At 27.1% G+C, this 25,308-nt stretch carries 28 protein-coding genes; 5 read left to right on the forward strand and 23 right to left on the reverse strand.

The genetic code is table 11. The features are described from left to right. Positions 1–127: 127 nt before the first annotated feature. From fliB to OIF33_RS09765, 8 genes are all read right to left on the reverse strand, one after another. Positions 128–1,369 (reverse strand): flagellin lysine-N-methylase, encoded by a 1,242-nt coding sequence (fliB, locus tag OIF33_RS09730; RefSeq protein ID WP_322504319.1) that lies wholly within the window; start codon positions 1,367–1,369, stop codon positions 128–130. A gap of 175 nt (positions 1,370–1,544) precedes the next feature. Beyond that, entirely contained in the window at positions 1,545–2,288 is a 744-nt protein-coding gene (locus tag OIF33_RS09735; protein WP_322504053.1) for a hypothetical protein, read from the reverse strand. A gap of 342 nt (positions 2,289–2,630) precedes the next feature. Beyond that, complete coding sequence (locus OIF33_RS09740) at positions 2,631–3,731, reverse strand: PQQ-dependent sugar dehydrogenase (protein ID WP_322504054.1); 1,101 nt, start codon at positions 3,729–3,731, stop codon at positions 2,631–2,633. Positions 3,732–4,200: 469 nt separating this feature from the next. Continuing rightward, positions 4,201–5,175 carry a phosphotransferase enzyme family protein gene (locus tag OIF33_RS09745; protein ID WP_322504055.1) on the reverse strand — a complete coding sequence of 325 codons (975 nt, stop codon included), beginning with the start codon at positions 5,173–5,175 and terminating at the stop codon, positions 4,201–4,203. Positions 5,176–5,314: 139 nt separating this feature from the next. Beyond that, a complete protein-coding gene (locus OIF33_RS09750; protein ID WP_322504056.1) occupies positions 5,315–5,587 on the reverse strand; it encodes a CD3324 family protein in 273 nt (90 codons plus the stop codon). 172 nt (positions 5,588–5,759) lie between these two features. Continuing rightward, positions 5,760–6,218 (reverse strand): YdeI/OmpD-associated family protein, encoded by a 459-nt coding sequence (locus OIF33_RS09755; RefSeq protein ID WP_322504057.1) that lies wholly within the window; start codon positions 6,216–6,218, stop codon positions 5,760–5,762. Positions 6,219–6,357: 139 nt separating this feature from the next. Next, the gene (locus OIF33_RS09760) at positions 6,358–7,377 is read right to left on the reverse strand and encodes a phosphotransferase (RefSeq protein ID WP_322504058.1); all 1,020 of its coding nucleotides are present in this window, start codon (positions 7,375–7,377) and stop codon (positions 6,358–6,360) included. Between the two features lie 196 nt (positions 7,378–7,573). Further along, positions 7,574–8,344, reverse strand: a complete 771-nt coding sequence (locus tag OIF33_RS09765; RefSeq protein ID WP_322504059.1) for a DUF2087 domain-containing protein — start codon at positions 8,342–8,344, stop codon at positions 7,574–7,576. A 288-nt stretch (positions 8,345–8,632) separates the two neighbouring features. Between OIF33_RS09765 and OIF33_RS09770 the strand changes: the two genes are divergently transcribed. Beyond that, positions 8,633–9,238 (forward strand): phosphatase PAP2 family protein, encoded by a 606-nt coding sequence (locus OIF33_RS09770; RefSeq protein ID WP_322504060.1) that lies wholly within the window; start codon positions 8,633–8,635, stop codon positions 9,236–9,238. A gap of 59 nt (positions 9,239–9,297) precedes the next feature. Here OIF33_RS09770 and OIF33_RS09775 read toward each other — a convergent pair whose 3' ends face one another. From OIF33_RS09775 to OIF33_RS09790, 4 genes are all read right to left on the reverse strand, one after another. Then, the gene (locus OIF33_RS09775; RefSeq protein ID WP_322504061.1) at positions 9,298–9,813 is read right to left on the reverse strand and encodes an NUDIX hydrolase; all 516 of its coding nucleotides are present in this window, start codon (positions 9,811–9,813) and stop codon (positions 9,298–9,300) included. 223 nt (positions 9,814–10,036) lie between these two features. Continuing rightward, positions 10,037–10,807, reverse strand: coding sequence for an ABC transporter ATP-binding protein (locus OIF33_RS09780; protein ID WP_322504062.1), 771 nt, complete (start codon positions 10,805–10,807; stop codon positions 10,037–10,039). A gap of 5 nt (positions 10,808–10,812) precedes the next feature. After that, positions 10,813–11,835 (reverse strand): iron ABC transporter permease, encoded by a 1,023-nt coding sequence (locus OIF33_RS09785; RefSeq protein WP_322504063.1) that lies wholly within the window; start codon positions 11,833–11,835, stop codon positions 10,813–10,815. Then, positions 11,835–12,839, reverse strand: a complete 1,005-nt coding sequence (locus tag OIF33_RS09790; RefSeq protein ID WP_322504064.1) for an iron ABC transporter permease — start codon at positions 12,837–12,839, stop codon at positions 11,835–11,837. Before OIF33_RS09790 ends, OIF33_RS09785 begins: the two co-directional genes overlap by 1 nt. A 127-nt stretch (positions 12,840–12,966) precedes the next feature. Between OIF33_RS09790 and OIF33_RS09795 the strand changes: the two genes are divergently transcribed. Continuing rightward, positions 12,967–13,917, forward strand: a complete 951-nt coding sequence (locus OIF33_RS09795; protein WP_322504065.1) for an iron-siderophore ABC transporter substrate-binding protein — start codon at positions 12,967–12,969, stop codon at positions 13,915–13,917. Between the two features lie 174 nt (positions 13,918–14,091). Here OIF33_RS09795 and OIF33_RS09800 read toward each other — a convergent pair whose 3' ends face one another. The 5 genes from OIF33_RS09800 to OIF33_RS09820 form a co-directional block, all read right to left on the reverse strand. Beyond that, positions 14,092–14,688 carry an FMN-dependent NADH-azoreductase gene (locus OIF33_RS09800; RefSeq protein WP_322504066.1) on the reverse strand — a complete coding sequence of 199 codons (597 nt, stop codon included), beginning with the start codon at positions 14,686–14,688 and terminating at the stop codon, positions 14,092–14,094. A gap of 33 nt (positions 14,689–14,721) precedes the next feature. Beyond that, complete coding sequence (locus OIF33_RS09805) at positions 14,722–15,603, reverse strand: pirin family protein (protein WP_322504067.1); 882 nt, start codon at positions 15,601–15,603, stop codon at positions 14,722–14,724. An 84-nt stretch (positions 15,604–15,687) separates the two neighbouring features. Next, positions 15,688–16,131, reverse strand: coding sequence for a MarR family transcriptional regulator (locus OIF33_RS09810; RefSeq protein ID WP_322504068.1), 444 nt, complete (start codon positions 16,129–16,131; stop codon positions 15,688–15,690). Between the two features lie 313 nt (positions 16,132–16,444). Next, positions 16,445–16,681, reverse strand: a complete 237-nt coding sequence (locus OIF33_RS09815; protein WP_322504320.1) for an RrF2 family transcriptional regulator — start codon at positions 16,679–16,681, stop codon at positions 16,445–16,447. Between the two features lie 26 nt (positions 16,682–16,707). Next, entirely contained in the window at positions 16,708–16,839 is a 132-nt protein-coding gene (locus tag OIF33_RS09820; RefSeq protein ID WP_322504069.1) for a hypothetical protein, read from the reverse strand. Between the two features lie 157 nt (positions 16,840–16,996). On the opposite strand from OIF33_RS09820, the gene OIF33_RS09825 reads away from it, so the two are divergent. Next, entirely contained in the window at positions 16,997–17,434 is a 438-nt protein-coding gene (locus OIF33_RS09825) for a globin domain-containing protein (protein ID WP_322504070.1), read from the forward strand. Between the two features lie 96 nt (positions 17,435–17,530). On the opposite strand, the gene OIF33_RS09830 is transcribed toward OIF33_RS09825, so the two are convergent. The 6 genes from OIF33_RS09830 to OIF33_RS09855 all read right to left on the reverse strand — a co-directional run bounded on the left by OIF33_RS09830 (position 17,531) and on the right by OIF33_RS09855 (position 23,358). Next, the gene (locus OIF33_RS09830; RefSeq protein ID WP_322504071.1) at positions 17,531–18,037 is read right to left on the reverse strand and encodes a hypothetical protein; all 507 of its coding nucleotides are present in this window, start codon (positions 18,035–18,037) and stop codon (positions 17,531–17,533) included. A 255-nt stretch (positions 18,038–18,292) separates the two neighbouring features. Next, on the reverse strand, positions 18,293–18,718 hold the full coding sequence (locus OIF33_RS09835) for a MarR family winged helix-turn-helix transcriptional regulator (RefSeq protein ID WP_322504072.1): 426 nt from the start codon (positions 18,716–18,718) through the stop codon (positions 18,293–18,295). Between the two features lie 233 nt (positions 18,719–18,951). After that, positions 18,952–19,881, reverse strand: coding sequence for a 2-dehydropantoate 2-reductase (locus OIF33_RS09840; RefSeq protein WP_322504073.1), 930 nt, complete (start codon positions 19,879–19,881; stop codon positions 18,952–18,954). Positions 19,882–19,935: 54 nt separating this feature from the next. Continuing rightward, the gene (locus OIF33_RS09845) at positions 19,936–20,991 is read right to left on the reverse strand and encodes a PTS sugar transporter subunit IIC (RefSeq protein WP_322504074.1); all 1,056 of its coding nucleotides are present in this window, start codon (positions 20,989–20,991) and stop codon (positions 19,936–19,938) included. A gap of 468 nt (positions 20,992–21,459) precedes the next feature. Next, on the reverse strand, positions 21,460–22,281 hold the full coding sequence (locus tag OIF33_RS09850; protein ID WP_322504075.1) for a pentapeptide repeat-containing protein: 822 nt from the start codon (positions 22,279–22,281) through the stop codon (positions 21,460–21,462). A gap of 207 nt (positions 22,282–22,488) precedes the next feature. Next, on the reverse strand, positions 22,489–23,358 hold the full coding sequence (locus OIF33_RS09855; RefSeq protein ID WP_322504076.1) for a GNAT family N-acetyltransferase: 870 nt from the start codon (positions 23,356–23,358) through the stop codon (positions 22,489–22,491). 255 nt (positions 23,359–23,613) lie between these two features. Here OIF33_RS09855 and OIF33_RS09860 point away from each other — a divergent pair, with 255 nt between their 5' ends. Both OIF33_RS09860 and OIF33_RS09865 read left to right on the forward strand, forming a co-directional pair. Then, positions 23,614–23,943 carry a PadR family transcriptional regulator gene (locus OIF33_RS09860; RefSeq protein WP_322504077.1) on the forward strand — a complete coding sequence of 110 codons (330 nt, stop codon included), beginning with the start codon at positions 23,614–23,616 and terminating at the stop codon, positions 23,941–23,943. Beyond that, positions 23,943–24,926 (forward strand): permease prefix domain 1-containing protein, encoded by a 984-nt coding sequence (locus OIF33_RS09865; protein WP_322504078.1) that lies wholly within the window; start codon positions 23,943–23,945, stop codon positions 24,924–24,926. The genes OIF33_RS09860 and OIF33_RS09865 overlap by 1 nt, the downstream gene beginning before the upstream one ends. Positions 24,927–25,308: the final 382 nt, after the last annotated feature.

The raw sequence follows: 25,308 nt of genomic DNA on the forward strand, positions 1-25,308 counted from the left end.
AATTCATATATCTCTTCAGTTCATTTAGTTACCATAATATATCCTAAAACTAATACTTTAAAGTAATACTATACTTTTATAAGCTAATAATAAAAATTCAGTTTAATACTATTAACTCAATAAACTATTATTTTGGTAATAATGTTTTTACAAACTCTAAGTTATTGAAATCATGTTCTTTTATGTAGTTTAATAGGTCAACTAGGTAAGTCTTGTGATGTTCCACAACCTTTGAGAAACATTGTATAAATCTAACTACTTCTTCTTTAGAAAGTGCCTTATTTTCTTCTCTATTTTCATTATATAAGTACATTCCAACTAAATAAAATCTCATAAATGTATATCTTACAAGTAGCATTATATAACTGTCAAAGATAGATTCTATTTCGCAAAATGGGAAGAGATTACTATATATAAAATTAACTATGTAATTCTCAAATATGTAGCCATTTTTCTTTAAAAACTCTTTCTCATAATCTTGAAAAGCTTTTATATACATTTGAGCATTTTTAGCTAAATAGTTTTCCTCATTAAGATTAAGTCCTTCTATAACCTCTCTTGAGTACTCCTTAAATCTTTCACTATCAACATCTTTTTCTACACGAAGCATAGTAAGTAACTTTTTAAAGAAATCAACTTGAATAATATAGTTCATAGGGTTTTCTTCATATGGATCTTGGATAGAATTTATATCATATCCCTTTATGAAATTTAATGTATTATCATGATTATATTCATACTCATCCTCTAAACTATTTATAAATTCACCTAATATGTAAAGTCTCTTATCTAAAGAAAACTTTCTATTTTTCATTATCTTTATACTTACTTCTCTAATCTCTTTAAGAAACTCTACAGGAAGCCATTCCCCTTGACCAAGTTCAATATTAACTTCACTTGATATTATGTGTTTTCCTAAAGTTTCATCACCTTCTGAAAAATCAATTCCTTCTTCCTTAAGTAAAAGTATTCTAGCTGCCTCTGGACATGCTACGGCAAGTGACATTTCATAAATACCATCAATTTTGTTAGTTACTCTAGGAAAAGATGTACAAACATTTGAAAGATATTCCTCTCCAAGATTGGCATGGATAATACAATAATTCTCACAATTTAAGAAAGGACATCTTTTAGTTTCTCCTAACTTAACTTTTGCAAAATCAATTTCATCACATTGATGATTCTTATTTTTAATAAGGTTACTTTCAAGAATATTTTTCATTTCATTATCTTGAACTCCTTCATATTGCTCAAAAGTAAACTTATCAATATCAACATCCCAGCCTATACAACAGCTATCTTCACATTCTCCCCCAATACATTTAAACTCTTTAAGATATATTGGGTATCTCATTTTAACACTCTTCATCATATACTTCCTTCTCAATAAAATACTTTAATTCACCTAATTATTTTACCACAGTATTTTACATAAGGTGAACTAATCACCATTAAAGTTACCAGTAACGTTCCATATAGACCATTTCTCTCTTGACTATGGAAGATTGAAAAATCCTCTAATATTTAGTTAAAATTAATTATCTTTATTTACAAAAAACTCTAATTTCTTTAATCATTCTGTCCTTATTTTCATTTAATTGAGGTATTCTATTGACATTTGCACCTGATGGATGTGGAAACCCCTTAATAATTTGTCTTTCACTTATAAAACCTTCTTCTTGCAATTTACATAAAACCTCTTCTACCGCTTTTCCTAAAGGTATTAGTAATATATTTTCAAAATCATCTAAACTTTTAATTTCAGAAAGAAAATTATCATAAACATACTTCATTAAGAAATCACTCTTTATTAATTTTGGAGTATGTCCTGTGTAGTTTGCTTTTTTAACAAATACAGAGTAAGGAATTAAAGATACTGTATGTAATAAATAATCCTTTTCTCCGAAAAGCTCTCCACAATCCTCTATTTCTAAAACCTTATTAAGTTCTATCTCATTTAACATACTAATAATATTTTTTCTTAAACTTCCACTAAAACGGCCTGCAACTTTGCATTTATATTGAATTTCTTCAATATTATCACTTACTTCTAACTCCTTTCTTGCTTCTGCTATAGCTGTGCTCATTTGATTAAAGCCTGGAGTTATACCAACAATAAAAACTTTTGCCCTAGGATTTATATACTCATTGTGTGGTGCATAATAAATTTCAATATTTCCTTCTTTCTCAATAAGAAAATCATCTATTAGAAGTTCTTCTTTTGTGTATTTATCTTTTAAAGGTAATTTTTTAATTGCTTCTTCATAATCATATAAAGTTTTTTTCATATTAACATCTCCAAAATAAATATATTTATATCATCATCTAAGTTTAATCAATCTTTTGATTTCATATTTTTTATTTACAGTATTCATATTAAAAATTTATTTTCTAAACTAAATATATCAAAAATTCTCTCTTAATCATAATATTTAACTACTAAAAACCTAAAAAATCAAGTATAGTTCTTATAAATTTCTATACTTGATTTCTCTACCTAACCTTAAATTATATATTTCCAAACATACCTTAACTTATAACAATTATATTGTATTTTTTTATCTTCAAATCATATTTTTAGTTACATATTTTCAAAAAGAAGTTATTTATATTCTATTCTCTAATAAGTGTTATTTTAAAACTACTCTAATAATCCTATCATCATTTATAGCAGGATTTCCTCTTCCATCTCTATTACTAGTTGAAAGATAAATAGCCCCATCTTTCCCCACAACAACTTCACGTAAACGTCCGTAACTATTTTCAAATAGTACTTCTACATTAGTTGCTTTAGCTCCACTTCCATTAAAAGACATAACAAGTAACTTTTGTCCTCTAAGAGTAGCAACCAATAAATTATCTTTTCTTGCTCCTTGATTTATGAATGCAATTCCTGAAGGAGCCCAAGTTTCTTCTCCACTGTGTATCAATGGCTTCTTAAGATTAAGATCAGTTAAATCTTCATCTCCTTGAACAAGAGGCCAGCCATAATTCGATCCTGGCTCTATCATATTTATTTCATCATGTGCTGATTGTCCATGTTCTGATGAATATAATATGTTTTTTGAATTCCAAGCAATTCCCTGCGGATTTCTATGTCCTAAGGTATAAACTGGTGAACCAGAAATAGGATTATCCCTAGGAATACTTCCATCTAAATTTATTCTAAGTATTTTTCCAGCTGTACTTTCAGAATCCTGTGCTAAATTAGAATTTCCTGCATCTCCAGTTGTTATATATAACTTTTTATCAGGCCCTATTTTTATTCTTCCTCCATTATGAATTCTTCCTCCTGGAATTTTATCTAAAATAATTTTATCAATAGATGCTTTATTATTATTTTCAACTAATCTTATAACACGATTATACATTTGATTTACTTCCATATATGTATGCATAACATATATATAATGGTTCTGTGAGAAATTTGGATCTAAGGCAATTCCCATTAATCCTCCCTCTCCTTGACTTATGAATGGTGAACCTAATGTGATTAGAGGTTCTGGATTAAGTTTACCATTTTCAACAACTCTAATTCTCCCTGGACGCTCAGTAAAATAAATTTTGCCTTCTTGGCTTATATCTATGGCCCATGGTATAGATAACCTTTCAGCTATAACTTCAACTTCGTAATCCAATTGCCTTGATTTAGAACTTCTTTTTATTGAATTTACTGCTTTAATTGAACATACTTTTATTCTTCTTAAAATACGGTAAAAGAATTTTCTCATATTTATCCCCCTATTTATCTCCAAAGTTTTAATTAATATCTTGCTAAATATATACTTTGAGAAAAAGAATTAATACGTTGTAATCATACCATTTACCATATTTTATTAAACTCTCTTCTTTAATGTTACTAATCATTAAGAACCTTATTATAAAACATTACTTTAATATAAGTTTTCTATACTAATATTTATAAGATTTTCTTTAAAAACTCAATATTCTCTATATAATAATCTTTCGCTTTCTCATTTGACCAACTACAATGCTCTATTACCATAATCATTAGATGTATTTTTAAATATTTATAGAAAATTTCATCAACTTTCATATAAATACTATATCCATTCAAAATAAGATAGACTTAATCAAAGTCTATCCTCTAAATGATATTTCATTAATCTTTTATTTTTTCCCTCTGAAGGTCTATTTACTTAACTATATCTTTGAATGAAAACAAATTCTGTTAAGCATTTATTTGTCCCAAACTGAATCTATCCAGTTAACCATCTTAATATTTGTATCTGCTATATCTTTATATCCATCCTTTGCAAAGAATGCAATCATAATTAGCTCTATTGAGATAATCATATATTTTAGGCTTTTCTCCTCTTCAACTGTGATATCAACATTACTTTTATAGCCTTTAATAACTGATTTTGAAAAGTCTATCCATTTATTTCTTTTATCTTCATTCTGAAAAATTGAAGCTAAGGAACCTGTACATAAATAGCATACATCAAATATCCTTGCATTGATTTGAGTTAAATCAAAATCTATATATCCTACCAACTCCTTATTTTCAAATATCATATTTTCTCCATGAAAATCTCTATGAATAACCTGTCTTGGTAGCTTTAGATACAATTCCTCAAAGTTTTCACATAAATCTCTCCTAATATTATTGAAAGAATCTATCTCTTCTTTGCTTAAATTACACTGTGGTAAATATTTATCTATTTCCTCCTTAACCCATCCATTTAATTCTTCAATCATATTATTGTCCCATATTTTATTGTTTTTCTTTACCTCTTCAGTTATGTTTTTTAATCCTTTATGAATATCTGCTGCACATTTTCCTAAATAAAATCCTCTCTTAACATAATCTCCTTCAAAATAATCCTTAAGTACTTCTCCCTTTATTTTAGTAAACAATCCATAATATTTATTATTTAAAGAAATATAAAATTCTCCCTTTGATGTTTCAACTACTTTTTGAACTGGAACACCACCTTTTAAAAGAAGCCTAGAAATATTCACATTATTTTTCATTTCATTTTCACTATTAGTCATTTTTAATATATAATCCTCACCTACAGTCCATATATGAGGCTCTCTATTGGTTTCATAGCATATATTTTCTTCTTTAATAACTAAATTTTTATCTATTACCCATATATCTAATAACGATTGTAATTCTTCCTTATTTTTTATTAAATCTCTCTCCAAAATACTCTTCCCCTTTTTTAAAATTGCTTTTCTCTTATTAATAACTATACTACTATGTAAAGTTCTCATATTAAACCTATAAAATTTTTATGAAATAAAAATGAGCCAAAACTAACTCATAGCTTGTGGCTCATTTAAATTATTTAGATTTCTCTTTCAATATTATTCTATCTATACTCTTTTTAGATAAGAAGTATTTCTCTGCAAGTTCTTGTCTGCTTAATCCGTCCATATATTCAGCATAAATACTTTCATTTCTTAGCTTAATCTCTCCACGAGTGGATGTTTTAGCTCCCCATTCTCTTTTATTAGTTTCTTTTCTAGGGATATAAATATATTCACCATCTACATATTTTTGAATTAACTCAATTACTTCTTTAGGTAATACTTCTTTAGCCGTGATATAGCACATAATGCTCCTCCTAAATATAAAAATTAATTTAGGTTTAGCAAAGGCTATTTATATTTTCTATTCAAAATGCAATAGCCTTGCTATGCATTATTAGCAGGTTCCATCATAAAAAACTCCTCCTTTTTATACCATTTCATCATAATTCTACTTATTTTAAAATTGGAAATCAACTTTATATTTTTATATTATTTTCTAACTTTATAACGGCCTCATTAATTCTCTTTTCTCTAGTTTCAATTTTCTTTGCACTAGTTACCCACTGTACATATTTTCTTTTAACTGAATAGGATAAACTTTCATAAAAATCTTTAGCTACTTTATTTTTATCTAAAGCTAATTTGAAGTCCTCTGGTAATTCAACCACTCTTTCTTCCTCATCTTTTTCTACCTCAACGATTATAGAATCTCCAGCTTCCTTACCAATTTCCTTTCTTATAGCTTTGGTTATACCTATCATATAACAAGGTAATCCCATTTTTACAATAGAACCTCTATATTCAAAACCATCAAATTTTGCTTTTACTTTAACTCTCTTACTTCCAAAAGTCTCTTCAACATCAAATGGTATTTCTATAAATGTAGCATCTTTACCATCATGCTTTTTAATTACAGCCTCAAATTTATAAACCATACTTTAAATCCTACTCCTCTCTTGTACTTAACTAACTATCTTTAGCTTATTATAAACATATCTTAAGTATATTTTATACTATTTTCACCTATTGAAAATAAAACATTTTTCCTGACTTGTTAAATAAATTTTCATATTTCTATAATCCAAATACTTTCTCTAAATTCCCTGTTAATTCTTCAATATTTTTTTCAAACCATCTGCAAATGATAGTTGACCAATGAGCATAATAACCTAGTACTTCTTTATTCGAATTATTAGATTCATAGTACTGACTAAAATAATCACTTACTGCAAGCTGATAATAATACAAATACGGCATCATCTTTATATCATATTTATTGAGGCTACTATATTTCATATAATCCTTTATATACTTCACTAAATTATCAAAATCTATTGTTCCATCAATACATTTTGGATCTGCATAGGAATATGATCTTATAACTTCCCAGCAAGCAGGATGAATACATGCTGAAGTGAAATCAATTATTCCATTAATAGAATTCTCACCACATATTATTTGACTTATAAAATAATCACCATGAGTATTTTTATAAGTAAACTTGTTCATTTCAAGTTTGATATCCTTTATTTTTTCTAATAAACTAATTCTATATTTTAAATCAATAATATTTTGACTTTCATTGTTTTCTATAGCTCTTTGCAGAGATTTTTCATAAGATATCTTAGCAGATTCTGGAGTTATAAAGCTAAAAAATTCTTTTCCAATTCCACTACTTAACACTGGTATATCTTCTAATGCTTTATGAATTTTTCCTAGTATTTCAGCACTTTCTTTCATGAACCATTGCGGTGCTGTATTTACTTCTAATATCTTACCTCTTATGAAACTTTGTAAATGAAATGTGTGACCATGATATTCCAACAAATATTTATTTTCCTTATTTTTATAAAACTCAGATACACATACTCCTCTTTTTAATAGTATATTGTTAATTAAAGGTTCATCCTCGGGATGATTCTTAAATATCATCTCAACATCTTTCAAAATATATTCTTTATTTTCTGTAATTATATGAAAGCATTCTGATGAAGCACCTTCCAAAACTTTATTTATCTCTTTAATATTTCCGATATTATAGTTTTTTTTAATTAAATCCTCTATTTCTCTTATTTTTAAATCATTATTATTCATTTAAATCACCATTTAACTATAGAATGATGTTTTAGACTAGTGTTGATTTTTAGCTAGAACTGTAAGATCATCTTAATGAGCATCTAGTATTGCATTATCTACGTAAGAATAATAGTAATACTTTGCGAAATTAAATTAGGTCTGAAGGACTATCTAAAAATCAACACTCACATGAAGCATCGCCAACTATAAATATCTATTCCTTTACCCAGTAACTACTACAATCATTAGAACGTTCAACAAAACCATATTCTATCAAAGCTCTTCTTATAGTTGCGTAATCGTCATATATTCTTCCTAGAATCCTATTAATTTCTTTTTCAGAATACTTTTTACCCTTAGAAAAATGCTTTACTATTTGAGATAATAATATTATTTTCTTCTTCTCTTTAGAAGGAAATATCTTTATTGCTCCACTTTCATCCATATAATTCTTAATTATTTCTTTTATCTCTTTATCCGTAATATTATATCTATCATCTAATGTCGTTGCTGTCTTATGAGCATCACATAAAGTCTCTTTATCTAGTTTATTAACTTTTTTCTGTGTATTTGATGATAATAATTCCATCATAGCTAAAAATAAGCGTGCTTGCTTTTCCTTTTCTCTTAATTTATAACGATGATTTCTTATGGTAGACTGTGCTACCCCAAACTTTTGTGCTATTTCTTTATCACTTAATCCATCTGCCATCAACAATAAAACTTCTCTTTGTACTTGCGATATTCCTACAAATGAGGGATTCATATTTAGTAAATATTGTAAAGTTGAACCATGCTTTTCTTCTATATGCAACTCAGTAGCTTTTTTTGCATCGTAAAGTAAAGATTCTACCTCATATATTCTTCCTTTTATAAATTCTTCTCCACAAATTATGCATTTTAATTCCTCTTCTTGTTCAATATAACCTTTTTTTACTTCCTCAATAGTTGAATCCCAAAATAACTCTTTATTTGATTCATTCATAATTCTCAACTCCCTTTTATCCTCTAATAAAAATTAAATTTTTTTAATTATTATATGCTTTATTTTTAGCATTGTCTACATATAAATAAACTTTAATGTATTTTGTTTGCATTTTAATAGTTATTTTTTAACAAACAACTATTTATTACCTTATTGAATTAAATCTGTAACTTTTACAAGGTTGATTTAAAAAATTAACATATGTATAATTAATTTTAAATTTGTGTACAAGCACCATAAAAATTTTATAAATATTACATCAGAAAAATATATTAAGGAGAAATACATATGAATTTTTGGGATACCATCTTTAACTCCATTAATGGGTTAGCAGGTAAAAATCATTTATTAGATTCAATAATGCTTTTTTGTTCTCAAATATTACCTTACATTTTTGCAGCTACAGTAGTTGTTGTTTATTTAATGGGGGTTATAGGTAAGAAGAAAAAAGCTAGAGGAATAGCTGTTGACACAGTTGTATTTACTGTAATAAACTTATTAATTTCAATGATAATAGGTCATTTTTACTATGCTCCAAGACCATTCGTAAATGATCCTAATGCAAATTTACTATATCCTCATAAACCAAATTCGTCTTTTCCAAGCGATCATTCAATTGGTAGTATGAGTATAGCCTTAGGATTAAATAGATATAATAAAATTCTTGGAACAATAGGAGTTCTTTTATCTATATTAATGGGGATTTCTAGAGTATATGTTGGTCATCATTACCCTCAACATGTAGTTGCTTCATTTGTAATAGTAATTATAATGAACGTAATCTATGTTAAGTTCTTAAGTAAAAGTGTTCAAAAAATTTATTTTTCAGTTGAAAAACATATACCAATTCTAAACAAATTAGTTAAACAGACTAAAACTGTAGAGTTTCAATAGAAAAAGACTGTATCGAAAAGAGTAAAAAGTTTTGATACAGTCTTTTTTATATTTTTTAATTAATTTTTATCTATATATTCTTTAATTTTATTAAGTACAAATGTTTCTCTTTTTACCCATGGATTAATCTTTCCATTCTGATTAAGAATATTCTCATTTTCTTTAATTACATCTTCTAAAGAAATCCATACTGGAAGAAATCCTAATTCCTCTTCATACTTATCTAAGCATTGTTTTATCTTTTCCTCAGTTACATTACAAATATAATAGTGAGAAGTCATTTCAAAAAGTGTACAACCCATTCTCCTTCTTCTATCTCTTTCAATTACTACTCCGAATTCTTCTTTAACCTCATTTAATATGTATCCTGTTTCTTCCGTAACTTCTCTCCTTAAAGTTTCCTCTGGAGTTTCACTTTTTTCAACTCCTCCACCTGGAAATTTATAGTCTCCTGTATTAGACTTTACCATGAGTATTTTATCACCCTTTAAAATAATAGCTCTCATTGCAACTCTATAAAATACATTTTCATCCTTATCTACTTCTTTTATTCCCAGAGTTTTATTAAAATACATATTTTCACCCCTTTTAAAAAAATTAATCTCTCCATAAATATAAAAAATAAGAGAGTTTATATTTTAAATAAACTCTCTTAATAATTATCTATACTTTAACTTTCTTAATTTTATTTTACCTCTAAATCTTTTAGAAGTAAATCTATTTCATCCTCCTCAAATTTCATTTCTTTTGTGTTATTAAATCATTCTTTATTATAATTAATATGATTTCTTTTTTATTTTATATGTAAGGTACACACATCTTACTATTATCAATTGGAGAGTCTATAATCTTACATTTAATATCAAACACGTTCTTTATAAGATCTTCATTTATAATTTTATCTTTACTTCCCTGAGCAAATATATTTCCATCCTTTAAAGCTATTATATTATCAGCATATCTTAAAGCATGGTTTATATCATGAATTACCATTACTATGGTTCTATTTTCTTTCCTATTAAGCTCTTTCAAAATATTTAAAATCTCTAGCTGATACTTTATATCTAAATGATTAGTAGGTTCATCTAAAAGTATAATTTCTGTATCTTGAGATAATGATAAAGCAATCCATGCTCTTTGTTTTTGTCCACCAGAAAGATTTTCTAAAGTCCTATCTTTTTCCTCTACTAATCCCATTTTTCTAATCGATTCCAACACTATTTCTTCATCTTTTTTACTCCAAAATGATAATAAATTATGATAAGGATACCTTCCTTGTTTGACTAAATCATAAATAGTTAAATCCTCTGGTGCACTACTACTTTGAGGTAGCATGGCTAGTACCTTTGCCAATTCCTTTGGTGGCATTTTAAGAAGATTTTTTTCCCCCATTAGTACTTCACCATTTTTAGGAGTAAGTACCTTAGCGATAGCTTTTATTAAAGTAGATTTACCACATCCATTAGGTCCAATTAATGCTGTAATTTTTCCCTTTTCTATTTCTATATTTATATCATCTAGTATTATCTTTTCATCATAACATAATTTTAAATTATTTGTTTTTATCATTTTCATCACCTATTCGTAGACTTTCTATTTTTTATTAAAAGATATATGAAATATGGAGCTCCTATGGATGCTGTAAATATCCCTATAGGTAACTCTTGTGGATAAAATAGCCACTTTGAAACAAAATCAGCTAATAATGTGATTATTCCACCAATAAATATGGATAATGGTATAAGATTCTCAAATTTTGAATTTACAAGTTTTCTAGAAATATGAGGAGCTATCAATCCAACAAAGGGAATTCCTCCTCCAATAGTTACAGCTCCAGCTGTTAATGCTGCTGAAATACTTAATAATATTATTCTACTTTTATGAACCTTATTTCCAAGGACTGTTATAACTTCATCATCTAATTGGTGAAGATTTAAATCTTTTATAAATATTACTGTTATTATTGTAAAGACAAAAAATATTACTGTTATTATGGCTGCATGAGTCCAATTCGCTCCATAAATACTTCCTGTTAACCAAGTTGTAGCTTCCTTCATAAATACTATAGGTCCATTTATTATTAAAATATTAGTTAATGCTTTAAATATTGCTGAAACTCCTACGCCTATTATAATTAATTTTTTTGTTGATGTAGATTTTCCACAAATAAAGAAAATAATCACTACAGCTAAAAAAGAAAATATAAAAGTAAATATAGGCATATACAATATCGATGTTGTCAAAGAATTATTATTAGGGTCAGTAAAAATTGTTAAAAATACTAATGCCCCAACAGCCCCTCCATTTGATATACCTAATATCTCAGGAGATGCTAATGGGTTTTTAACTACTCCCTGTAGGATAGCCCCTGCCAAACCTAAAGATCCTCCAATAAAGAAGGCAATAATAACTCTTGGTAATCTTATGTTCATTACTAATATAGAAGAAAATCCTGTATCTATCCCAACTATACTTTTTAACACATCTATGGGACTTATCATAACTTCCCCTAAACTTAAATTAATTCCAAACATTAAAAGAGTAATCACTAATAATACTGCACTTATTTTTATAGTTCTTTTACTTATATTTATCATTACTTACTCCTCCTTTTAGCAATATATATAAAGAATGGTCCTCCTATAAGAGCAGTTAATGCTCCAACTGGCACTTCTTTTGGATAAATTATAAATCTTGATAATATATCCGCTGATAATAATATAGAAGACCCAGTAAATACGGAAAAAGGAATAAGCCATCTATAATCTGAACCAATAAATTTATGTACAATACTTGGAGTTACTAATCCAACAAATGCAATTGGTCCTGCAAGAGCTACAGATACTCCAGACAGAACTGAAACTATAGCTATTATTAATATTTTTAAATACAGAGTTTTTACCCCTAATGACCTTGCCATTTCCTCTCCTAAGGAAAATACATTAAGCTTTTTCCAAAGAAATAATGTTATAATTATTGCACCTATTATTACTGGAGAAAATTGAAGTATCATATCTATTTTTTTACCTTCTACGGAACCAGTCATCCAATATATAATTTCTTCTAAAGCAATATCATTTTTATATAAGATTCCTTGAGTTAAAGAAAATAGTAATGCACCTAAAGCTGTTCCACCTAATGTTAAATCCATAGTCCGTACTTCTCCAGAAAGTCCACCTGATAATACATATACCAATATAGTAGCTCCTAATGCTCCAGCAAAAGCTAACCATGCAAGTCCCATATTAGATATTTGTGGTATGTATGTTATAGCAATAACCAAAATAAATACTGCTCCCGAATTTATACCTAATATACTAGGAGAAGCAAGCTTATTTTTCGTTAAGGCTTGTATTAAAAGTCCTGCAACACCAAGAGCTCCTCCAACTAAAAGAGCATTTAATGTTCTAGGAACTCTAGATGTTTTTATAATTATGTGCTCTTGGGAACCATTAAAATTTTTATAGGCATCTATAACTGTTTCATAATTAGTTTTTATAAATCCTTTAGTAATACTTAAATAGCATAAAATTCCTGTTAATATTATTAACAATAAAAGTAAGGCGAATTTCATCTTATTACTATTTATATTTTTTTTCATATAACTCCTCCATTCTAAAAGAAAAAGATTCTCATTTATTATTGATAATATTTCTCATCTATGATATCATAAACTCACTGCTATTTCTACATTATTCGACAAAATAATTATTTGGAGGTTTTTAAACATGAAAAAAAAATTACTATCTATAGCTTTATCAAGCTTAGTAGTCGCAAGCCTATTTATAGGTTGTTCTAATAAAACGGATAAAGAAAACACATCATCATCAACAAATACGGTATCTATAGAGCATGCAATGGGTACTACAGAAATACCTAAGGATCCAAAAAAGGTTGTAATTCTTACCAGCGAAGGTACTGAAGCCCTACTCGCTCTTGGCGTTAAGCCAGTTGGTGCTGTTACTGGGGTTACTGGTGATTGGTACGATTATACTAAAAATGAACTTGAAGGTGTAAAACAAATTGGTATGGAAAGAGAACCTAATATAGAAGCAATTGCTGCTTTAAAACCTGATTTAATAATAGGAAATAAAATGAGACATGAAAAAATATATTCTCAATTAAGTGCAATAGCACCAACTGTTTACTCTGATACTATAAGAGGCGCATGGAAGGATAACTTTAAATTTTACGCAAAAGTTTTAAACAAAGAAGCTGAATCTGAAAAAGCTTTAAAAGAATATGATGATAAAATTGCTTATATTCAAAATAATTATAAAGACAAGCTAAATACAGAAATTTCACTTGTTAGATTTATGCCTGGAAAAACTAGAATATATCTTGGAAATACTTTTGCTGGTACTATACTAAAAGAAATAGGATTTAAGAGACCTGCAGCTCAACAAAGTGATGACTTTGCTCTTGAGATTGGTAAGGAAAGATTAAAAGAAGCTGATGGAGATGTAATGTTCTACTTTACTTATGAGCTTGGTGATGGTAAAGCTACTGCTAGAGAGGAAGAATGGATGCAAGATCCTCTATTTAAATCTTTAAATGCAGTACAAAATAACAAAGTTTATAAAGTAAATGACTTTATATGGAATACTGCTGGTGGAATAAAATCAGCAAACTTAATGCTTGATGATTTAACTAATATGCTAAACGAAGGAAAATTATAATTTATACCTTCAATAATAAAATCTTAAAAAGTTTTACGCAATTTTTATATACATAATAAAAATATTACTGAAAATGAAAAACTTCATTTTCAGTAATATTTTTTTAATTATCTATATTTTTACTTGGCTCTGTTTTAAATGAATGTTAATTTTCATATATTCTTTTGCTTAAACTTAAAATTTCTTTGCAAGTTCAGTAGCTTTTTCTATTCCTTCTTCAACTTTTCCTTGAACATCTACACCCATAATATCTAAACCTTCTACAGCTATAGTTTCAACTTCTTTTATTCCAAAGAATCCTAGGATAGTTCTTAAATATCTATCTCCCATTTCATATGGTGAATTATCATAAATTCCTCCACTAGATACTATATGCACTGCTTTTTTATCGTTTAAAAGGCCTACTGGACCTTCAGCAGTATATTTAAATGTTATTCCAGAAACACTTACATAATCAATATAAGCCTTTAGTATTGCTGGAAAACTTAAATTCCACATAGGTGCTGCAAATATATATTTATCTGCCTCTGCAAATTGATATGCATATTTTAATATAGGATTATTCTTACTCTCTTCATTCTTAGGTCCAAATATTTTTCCTAAGTCATCTGGTCTTAAGAAATCTATATTTTCTTTATATAGATCTAATGTTATTATTTCATCTTCAGGATTATTTTTCTTATACTCCTCTACGAAACTATCAGATACTTTAAAAGTTCTTGATTCTCCTTCATTTTTTATATTTGCTTTAATGTATAATACTTTACTCATAATATTTACTCCTTCTAATTTATATATAAATTTTTAAAAATTTTCTGTTCCAAATTTATTATTTCTAAAGTCTTCATATGCATCACATATTTCACCTAATGTATTCATAACAAATGGTCCATGAGAAACAACAGGTTCATTTATTGGTTCTCCACTTAATACAAGAAATAAAGATTCCTCTGTTAAAGACTCAACTGAAATATCTCCATCTATATTATTAAATATGATAAAATCTCTTTCTTTGCATACTTTTTCTTCGTTTATTTTAACTTCACCTTTTAATATAAGTATTGCTGTATTAAAATTTCCTGGTTCATGTAATATAGTATTACCAAAATTCTTTAGATTTACATTATAAAGATTAATATTAGTAAAAGTACTAGCTGGTCCTTTTACTCCATTAACTTCTCCAGCAATTATGCTTATTTCACCTTTATTATCATCAAGTTTAACAACTCCCATTTCTTCTTTTAATAAAGGCTGATACTTAGGTGCTATCATTTTTTTATCTTTAGGAAGGTTAACCCAAAGTTGAACCATATGAAGAATACCACCATTTTTACTAAACTCAGTTTCATGATATTCTTTATGCATAATGCCTGACGCTGCAGTCATCCATTGAACGTCTCCAGGTCCTATAACTCCATGATTTCCTTTATTATCATGATGTTCAACCTTACCATCATAAGCAATTGTTACTGTTTCAAACCCACGATGAGGATGTGCACCTACACCTAATCTAGTTTCTGATGGTGCAAAATAATGTGGTGCATTATAATCTAATAATAAGAATGGAGATAAACGTTCCATATCTTCTATTCCTGCTGGTATATACTGAGATACTCTAAATCCATCTCCAACCATATGAGGTTCTGGTCCTTTAAATATATTTTCTATAGTTCTAAAGTTTTTCATTTGCTTCAACTCCTTTTATCTCAAATTATATTTATCACTAATTAGTGATAAATATCTAAAAATTTTTATTTTTAATTTAATTACTTATATATTTTTAAATTTCTTCAATATATTTTTTAAAGTTATTTTTTCTTCATCAGTTAAAACTTCAAAAATATTTTTAATGTTGTTTATGTGATTAGGTAAAATATCTTCTATTACCTTTCTTCCCTCATCTGTTAATGATATTATACAAGATCTCTTATCTTCTGGATCTGCATTTTTTTTAATCAACCCATCCTTTTCTAGATTTTTTATAACTACTGTTATATTTCCTGATGTTGTTAATATCTTTTCCATTATTTCAAATATTCTTAAGTCGCCTTTATTATATAGAGCCTCTAAAACTCCAAATTGAGCTATTGTCAATCCACTTTCTTTAATTGTCTGAAATTCTTTTTTATGAATTTTATGTTCAGCTCTTGTAAAGACAACCAAAGTTGATAATGTTAATTCATTTTCTTTAATTAAAGCTTTTATCTTATCCATATATAAAACTTATCACTAATTAGTGATATTGTCAACAAATAAGTTTATAATTAATTTAATAAAAAAAATTTATATCCACTTATTTATTAATAAACTACTAAGCAATGTAAAAAACTAATAGTTTTAAAGAGTTTTTTTATTTCAATTCATAATATTCATTTCTTCTTTTCCTAGCTAAATTTTTTTATAAGTATTTTTATAAAATGAGTTAAAAACACACAATTATCTCCATGGTACATAGCTATTTTCCTAAATTATTTTACTACCTAATTCTTAATCTCTTTAATTAAACAATAAAATCTAATAAACCACTTTACAAGATGTCATTAAGAGTATGCTTACCCATTTCTTCTAAAAATGATTTTAATGACACTGAGATAATTCCTTTTAGCTTACACCCATTATTCATTAAAGGACATAACTTAGGATCATTCATACATTCAACTAAATTTAAATTTTCTTCTGTTAATCTTACAACTTCTCCTAAATTTATTTCTTCTGGTTCAAGACCTAATTTTAATCCTCCACTTCTTCCCTTTGTAGAAATTATATATTCATTTCTAGATAGTTTATTTACTACCTTTTTAAGTGATGCTCTGAAATATCAAGTTCTTTTGCTAAATCACTCACTATAACCATATCTTCTCTATTTTTTCCTAAGTATATAAGTGTTCTAAAAGCATAATCTGTAAATTTTGATAATTGCATAAAACTCCACTCCCAACTTTTATTTAAATAATTATATCAAAAAAACAATATTTTTTAAATTTAATATGCATTTTACTTGCACATTTTATTTTGAAATGGTATATTCAATCTATTAAAGATAATAATTATTAATTAATAAGATTTATGAGGTAGAAATATGTTAGATCAAAAAACAATAGATATAGTAAAAAGTACCGTACCAGCATTAAAGGAACATGGAGTAGAAATAACAACAACTTTTTATAAGAATATGTTTGAAAATAATCCTGAAGTTAAACCATTATTTAATATGGATAGACAAGCTTCTGGTGAACAACCTAAAGCGCTAGCCATGACTATTTTAGCAGCAGCTCAAAACATAGATAATTTAGAAATTTTATTACCTGCTGTTAAAAAAATTGGAGAAAAGCATTGTGATCGTCAAATAAAAGAAGAACACTATCCAATAGTAGGTTCTAATTTATTAATAGCTATAAAAGAAGTTTTAGGTGATGCTGCAACTGATGAAGTTTTAGAAGCATGGGGAAATACTTATGGTGTTATCGCTAAAATATTTATAGATGTTGAAAAAGAAATATATGAATCAAGAAAATAAAATTTAAAGCTCAATACATAATTAGACTATTTTTAATACAATTACTCATATAAAAAAGCTATATCAAATCACTTAAGGATTTGATATAGCTTTTTATTATAGTCCACAGTCTATTTCAACTTCATTTTCAAAGTTATATTCTTCATTTCCAAATACACCATTTAAGAAGTCTGGCATAAAGTATTTTTTACTTAATTTTTTCATTTCATCTTTATCAATTATGCTGTGCTTAACTACTATTTCTTTAGCAGCTTTTATATTATTATTCATAGAAACTTGAATAGCTACTGCTTCTGCTGAGTCTAGCTTTCCATTTCCATGATATAAAAATTCTCTTAAACTTATTAAAGAGTCTCTAAATTCTTCATTTAATTTTTCTATAGTTTCAATATCTGATTGAGAAATTTCTTCATCACAAGTAGTAGCTTTAGGTGTAGCATATAATTTATTATCAACTAAGAAATAAACTTCCTCTTCACTTGAAATTTCAATAATATTCCCTAATTCACTTAATTCATAAGCTTTAATTTCATCTATACTTCCTAATTTAAACTCATTTTTAAACTCTTCTTCAGTCATTTTCTTTATTTTTAATTCTTTCATGTATATCGCTCCTTTTAAATATGGTAAAATAACAATTCAGTATTATTTTTAAAATAATAAATTTATTATATCATCATTAATATTAAATAAGTAACTTTATATAATAATAATCCACAACCTCTTATTTTTTAATTCCAAGAAGTTGTGGATTATTACTTATTTTAATATAAATTAAAAACTCTAAGAATTTGCCCCAATATTAATTATGATATCATTACATAATTAACTGTATAAAATTTTCTTTCAAAAATATATCTATTTAGGCTCTAATATTCTTGCAGAATCATTTGTTATTTTAGTTAGAAGATTATATTCTTCTTCTCCTAATATTTCTTTATAACGATTATGTAACTTTAATCTATATTTTTGTATATCCTCTTGAATTTTTTCTCCCTCTTCAGTTAAATATATATGGGACAACTTACCTTCTGCTCTTCTTTCTACTAAACCTTTTATAACTAATTTATCTATAAGTCTAGTTATTGTAGATGGTTTTAAATGTAGCTCTTCGCATAATTCTTTTTGTGTTATTCCTGGTTTAAACTTTACGCCAAGAAGTATATATACATATGTCGGAGACATCCCTAATGTTTTCAATTCGTCTTCAGCTATTTTAGCTGCTATTTTTTTTAATCTAGTTGCAGTAAAAAATAAACAACCGCAAAAATTTTGTTCAAGCATTATATCCTCCATTCTAAACTCTTAAATCTTGTCCATATACTATATTAAAGATAAATTTTAAAATTTGCAACAAAATCCAATCCATCATTTCCCATTGAGGTATTTTTTATTATATCGTTTTTTTATTATTAATATAGTTAAATAATTATCTTAACAATAAATACAAAAAAGTTGATTCCTATAAAAGATAGAAATCAACTTTCTTTAAAACAAACTATATTTATTATCTATTTCTATTTAATAAGTAATTGTTCTTTTGCATGAACAAGAGTAGTAAGTAAATCATTGTATGGTGTATTTATGTTGAATTCTTTACCTTTTCTAGATACATATCCATTTATATAATCAATTTCTGTAAGACGATGATTTTGAATTAGGTCTTGATGCATTGATGGATAGTGAGCTCCTGCCTGACTTGGATCATATATTGCCTCTATTCCTCTTGCAACTTCTTCAACGTTTAATTCTACTCCATATTTAGTAGCAACATCTGCGAACTCTTTTATAATGTTACGAATAAGTTGTGGTGCTTCTTTTAGTTCTCCAAATTCTTTGATGTTACAATCTAGAATTGTACAACCACTATTTAAAGTTCCATTTACACAAGCTTTACGCCATATTGAGAATACTACATTTTCACTATAGTGAGCTTTTAATCCAGCTTTACTTAATACTTCACAAACTTCTTTTGCTCCAGCTTCCATACTAGGATCAATATTTTGAACCTCTAAACTTCCATCTCCAGTTAAAACAACATGTCCTGGACCTGCTAATCCAGCTGTCCATAAAGTTACTCCCATAAGGATATTTTTGTTATCAACATATTTTGCAACTGTTTCATTATGTCCTAATCCATTTAATAAACATAATACTTTAGTATTTTCTCCTAAAATATTTTTAATAGACTCTAACATTGGTTCTAATCCCATTGACTTAGTGAATAGGATGATTAAATCTGGAACTTCTGTAGCATTTTCAGGTAACATTGCTGGTATTTTTACCTTCTTAATTTCTCCATTTTCTTCAACTGTTAATCCATCTCTATTAATAGTATCTACATGATCTTTCCAACCATCTATTAAAAAAACTTCATTTCCAGCTTCATGTAACATATATCCATAACGTGAGCCCATAGCTCCTGCTCCAACAATTGCAATTTTCATTTAAATCAACTCTCCTCTTTTATCCGAAATTTAAATTAAATATTAAATTTTTAATTAAATGTATTTAAAAATATTTTCATCATATAAGTGTAGCACTTTTCTACAGAACCATTCAATAACAAAGGCTCCTACGAAAGGTATTACAAAGAATGACATTACTACTCCAAAAATAGCGCCTGTAGTTGATGCATTTATAGCCGCTAGTGGACCAACTAAACCAACTATACCAAATCCTGCACTATTAGGTGTACCTAATATATTGAACAGATATGCACCTATTCCACTTAAGATACCATTTGCTACTATTGGAACTGCTATTATTGGATATTTTACTAGGTTTGGCATCATCATTTTCATAGCTCCTAATAATACTGATAATGTAACTCCACTTTGATTTACTCTCATTGATCCAATAACTAAAACTGCTGTACAAGCAGTAACTCCTATAGCAGCTGCTCCAGCTCCTAATCCTGTGATTCCTATTGCAATACCTATTGCTACAGTTGAAATTGGTGAAATAATTAAAATTGAGAATGAAATACTAATTAAAATACACATTAATAATGGCTGTAAAGTTGTAAAGTTATTCATTAAATCTCCAATTAATATAGTAATTTGTCTTACATAAGGTAACATAAACATTCCGATAATACCAACGCCAGCTCCTGCTATAATTGGTAAAAGTAATACTGTTAAAGATCCTAGCTTGTTTCCAATTAATCTAATAACTAATGCAGCTATACATGAAACTAACATTACGTTTATTAGATCTCCAATACCAACCATCTGTACGCCAGCTTCAGTAACTTTAAAAGCTCCTGATCCTAAAAATGCTGCCGCTCCAACTATAACTGATTGCATAGGATTAAATTCAAATTGTAAACCGACTAAAACACCTACAAGTACAGGTACTATAAACTGCATTATGTTTACAGCATTATAAAAAGTAGCAAATATAGGTGAAACATCTATTAAGCTTTTAAATATTGATCCTAAAATTGCATTTGGAATTAAACCAACAACTATTCCAGTTGCAGTTCCTGCCAAAACTTTGTTTAAATAATCTTTTGGTGTTAACTTGTCTTTTTTTGAAATATTCTTCTGTGCCATATCTCTCTTCTTCCTATTATAAAATTTTTTGTTAGTTAAAATCCATAACGATACAAAATATATTAAATATTATTGCTCTAAAAAAAATTATTATTCTATATCTTTGTTTATTTTTTATCATTTTGAATTTTATCGTTTTTTATTGTATGAAGTTGTCTTTTTAATAAATTACTAGTAACTTCCCTAAAGTTAATTGTTTTCATTGCGAAATCATTATGATTTCTCCCCTTATTTGTATGTACAACTAACTTTCCGCTATCAATATATCACAATATAAATATAAATTGCAATACATTTAAGACATAAAAGTTAAAAATATAACAAATAATTGTACTAAATTAACAATTTAGAAACATTTGCAGAATTTTATACAGTAATACAGCTTGTATATTAAATTAAAAATAAAAAAATAAGAATTAAAAAGATATGATTTTTGTTCTCTATCTCTTTAATTCCTATATTAAATAATTATTTTTCCCAATATGATGGTCTACTTAATTGAACAGGTAATTTTGTATTATTATCCCCAATTGATGTATTTATTTGAGATTGAGTAAGAAATATAGATTTTCTTAAATCAGCTCCTTTTAAATTTGCATCTCTCATATCTGCAGCCAAGAAGTTCACTCCACTTAAATCATTTCCAGTGAAATCTGCAGCTATTAATAAAGCTCCTCTTAAATCTATTCCTCTTAGATTCGTTTTACTAAGTTTCTTACCTATAAAATCTCTATTTTTCTTTTTATTTAAAGTATTATATTTTTTCATAACTAAATCACTAGTTTTTCTTAATACCATATTAACCTTATCTCTATGCGCTTCTATATCTAGATTTAATAACCCCTTTGGATCTAATTCTGTTAATTTTTCAGTTTTTTCAATCATGCTTCTAATCTCACCTTTTATTTGAGATGTAACATCAAGAATATATGCTTCATTAAGGTACCAAAGCATTTCATAAAGCTGTCTCATAACTAGAAAAACATCAAACATCTCATTAGCTAAATTTGATGATTCTACCCAACTTTTCCCATCATATGTTTCTTGTGCTACTTTTTGTCCAGCACCAAAACAATCATAAGAGGTACACCCCTTAAGACCTTTTTTTCTAAGGTTTTTATGAACTTTGCAAGTAAAATTATCTTTTAAGTTAATACATGGCTTTCCAGCTATCTTATCTGTCGGAAATCCATCACACTTTGAAAAATAAAGTGCAACACAACAAAATCCAAAACATTTTTCACAATCTATATTAAACTTTTTAAAAAGTTTATCATTGTTATCAGACATAACAACTCCTCCATTTACTATTAAAATATTATAACTTTTAAATCATATATAAGTATTAATTATAGAACTTTTTTTATTATACTATACTTTGTAATTATCTTACTAACTTAAACAAGCTAAAAAGTAGCTAATAAGACTTATCATCTTATTAGCTACTATTTTTTCTAACTTACAATCCTTAAAACTATTTTGAAACTCTATATTATCTTATTCAAAACTCTTTTTTACAAACTCATGAAGTCTTAAAGTTTTAAATCCAAGCTTTTCATATAAGTATTTTGCTGGATTTCCTTCTACAGCCCATAAGGTCACACTATCATTATTTCTTTCTAATATTTTATTGATACCAAAGCTAACTAATTCTTTTCCATATCCATTTCCCTGATGCATTACATCTACCGCTACTGCATCTATCTCATTCCCACTCAAAGTTATTGAACCTAAAACTTTTCCTCTATCCTTGAGTAAAAAGATATTTTCTTTATTTTCATAAGTTTTCTTTCTTTGCTTCTTTATTTCTAATTTTTCTTCCTTAGTTTTTTCCTTTTTTTCTTCACTTAAGTTATTGTTTTTCTCTTCTATTCCAACTAAGATTCTCATATTGTAAAAAGCTTCACTATATATCTTGCTATTTATTTCATAATATTTATCTTCATAATGAATAATTTCATAAGTATTAACAGGCAATTTTTCTCCACTATAAACCATATAATTAGAATAAAACCCTAGTCTATAACTATTTTTATATATAAACTTTTCTATTTTTTCATCTACTTTAAAATCACATATAACACTTAAAACACCCTCATTAATCATCTTCTTTTCTAAAACCTCAAGAAGATTTTTGCCTAGTCCTTTCCCCCTATTTGTTGGATCCACATATAATGTAAAACTTGTCTCTTTAGCAATTCCAGTAAAAACTCCTACTGCTAAAATCTTTTTATTCCCTTCAATAATAACTCCACATTGAGGCCATTCCTCTAAGCAATCTAGTACATCTTTTTTTACAAAGTCATCTTCCCAATTCATATTAAGAACATTTTCTTTTAAATCTCTATTATAGTCTTTTATTTTCATACTACGTTCCTCTCTTCTCTCCCTTTTTAAAAAGCACTTATTTTTTCAAGTTTCATTTTTCTCAATTCTCTCTATAAGTCAGTTTATCAACTCACTTTAGCTTTATAAACCTAATACTTTTTTATGAAAAGAACTTAAGTTATCAACAATTTCTTACTATGATATTAAAATCAAACAAATTACTTTACCTGTCGTAGTAATTATGCTATCATATAATTACTACGACAGACAAAGTAATTATAAGGAGGTTTGTTTATGATAAGTAGCGATATTATTCGCGGATATAATGATACTATTATTTTGAGTATCCTCTTAGATGGTCCATCTTATGGCTATGAGATTTCCAAAAAAGTTAGAACCATTACAAATGATGTTTATATAATAAAAGAAACCACATTATATTCTGCTTTTAATAGGCTCGAAAAAAATAATTTTATTACTTCTTTTCCAGGTAACGAAACCTTCGGTAAAAAGAGAACCTATTATAAAATTACTGAGGACGGAATTAACTATTATAAAGAAAAATGTTCAGAATGGAGTATCACAAAAGATGTGATAAATAAATTTATAAAGGAGCTGAAATAATGGAAACCATTAGAAATTATGTCTTTAATATTTTTTCTTCATTTCCTAAAAGCAATAAATTAGATAAGCTTAAAGAAGATATTTTAGATACTATGGAAGATAAATATAACGAACTAAAAAAACAAGGAAAAAGTGAAAATGAATCCATTGGAATTGTTATATCTGAGTTTGGTAATATTGATGAATTAATTAGTGAACTAGATATTGAAGTAAATAATGAAAATAGCGAATTCCCAACTTTAAATACAGAGAATGTAAAAGAATTCTTAAATATAAAAAAGAAAACAACTCTTTTCATTAGCATAGGAGTTGCCTTATGTATGGTTGGCATTTCTTTGCTTATATCGGTATATCAGCTTATTGAAGATAAGGTAATTTTACCAAATGTTCCTTTAAGAGTTACTGAAATAGTACCATTAATTCCTTTATTTATATTATTGGTACCTGCAATTGGTCTGTTTATCTATTCAGGATTTCAAAGAGAAAAATATAAATATGTAGAAAAAGGAGAATTTGATATAACACTTGATGCTAAGTATTACCTAGAAAATTCTTTATCATTATTTAAACCAAAATTTACATTAGGCTGCATAATAGGTGTTTCTTTATGTGTAATCTCACCATTAATACTATTTATAGGATCAGCTATAAGTGAAAGCACTGCTGTATATTGTACTTCATTAATAATACTAATAGTTGCAATAGCAGTTTTCATATTCACACACATAGGAACCCACAAAAGTGACTTACAGGCTTTATTAAAAATAGGTGACTTTTCTCCTAAAAAGCGTGAAGAAAATAAAGTTGTAGCTGCCGTCGCTTCAGTAGTCTGGCCACTAACTGTATGCATTTACTTAGTAACAAGCTTTGTATTCGGAAATTGGCAAATCTCATGGGTTATATTCCCTGTTGTAGGCATACTTTTTGGAGCATTTTCTGCTGTCTGCTCTATAATTAAAGGTGATTCTAATAAGATTTCTTAGTTATATTAAATAAAAAAACTTATAAATAATACGAAGAGAATGATTAAAGTACTAGCTATAAATACTTAGTTAAATACAAAATTCTCTGAATATATTTATAAGTTTTTTTAAAATATAATCTCTTTATTTAATTTATAAATCTACTTATTGGATACTTATAGCAAATAATGATATAATATATTTATAAACTTAAAAATTTAAGAAAGGCGAAGGTAGTTTCAACAATGGAAATATAATCTATTTTTCAAATTTTAATTACAACAAAAAGCAGTTATTTTTAGCTTTAAAAATGATTTATTTTAAGCTTTTTTTGTTGTGTTTAACTTTATGGAGAGTAGATTATAGTGAGATAGGTATATTTTTGTCTTTTTTATGACTATAT

Origin of the sequence: Clostridium sp. LIBA-8841, assembly GCF_034439435.1 — a bacterium.
GTDB lineage: Bacteria > Bacillota > Clostridia > Clostridiales > Clostridiaceae > Sarcina.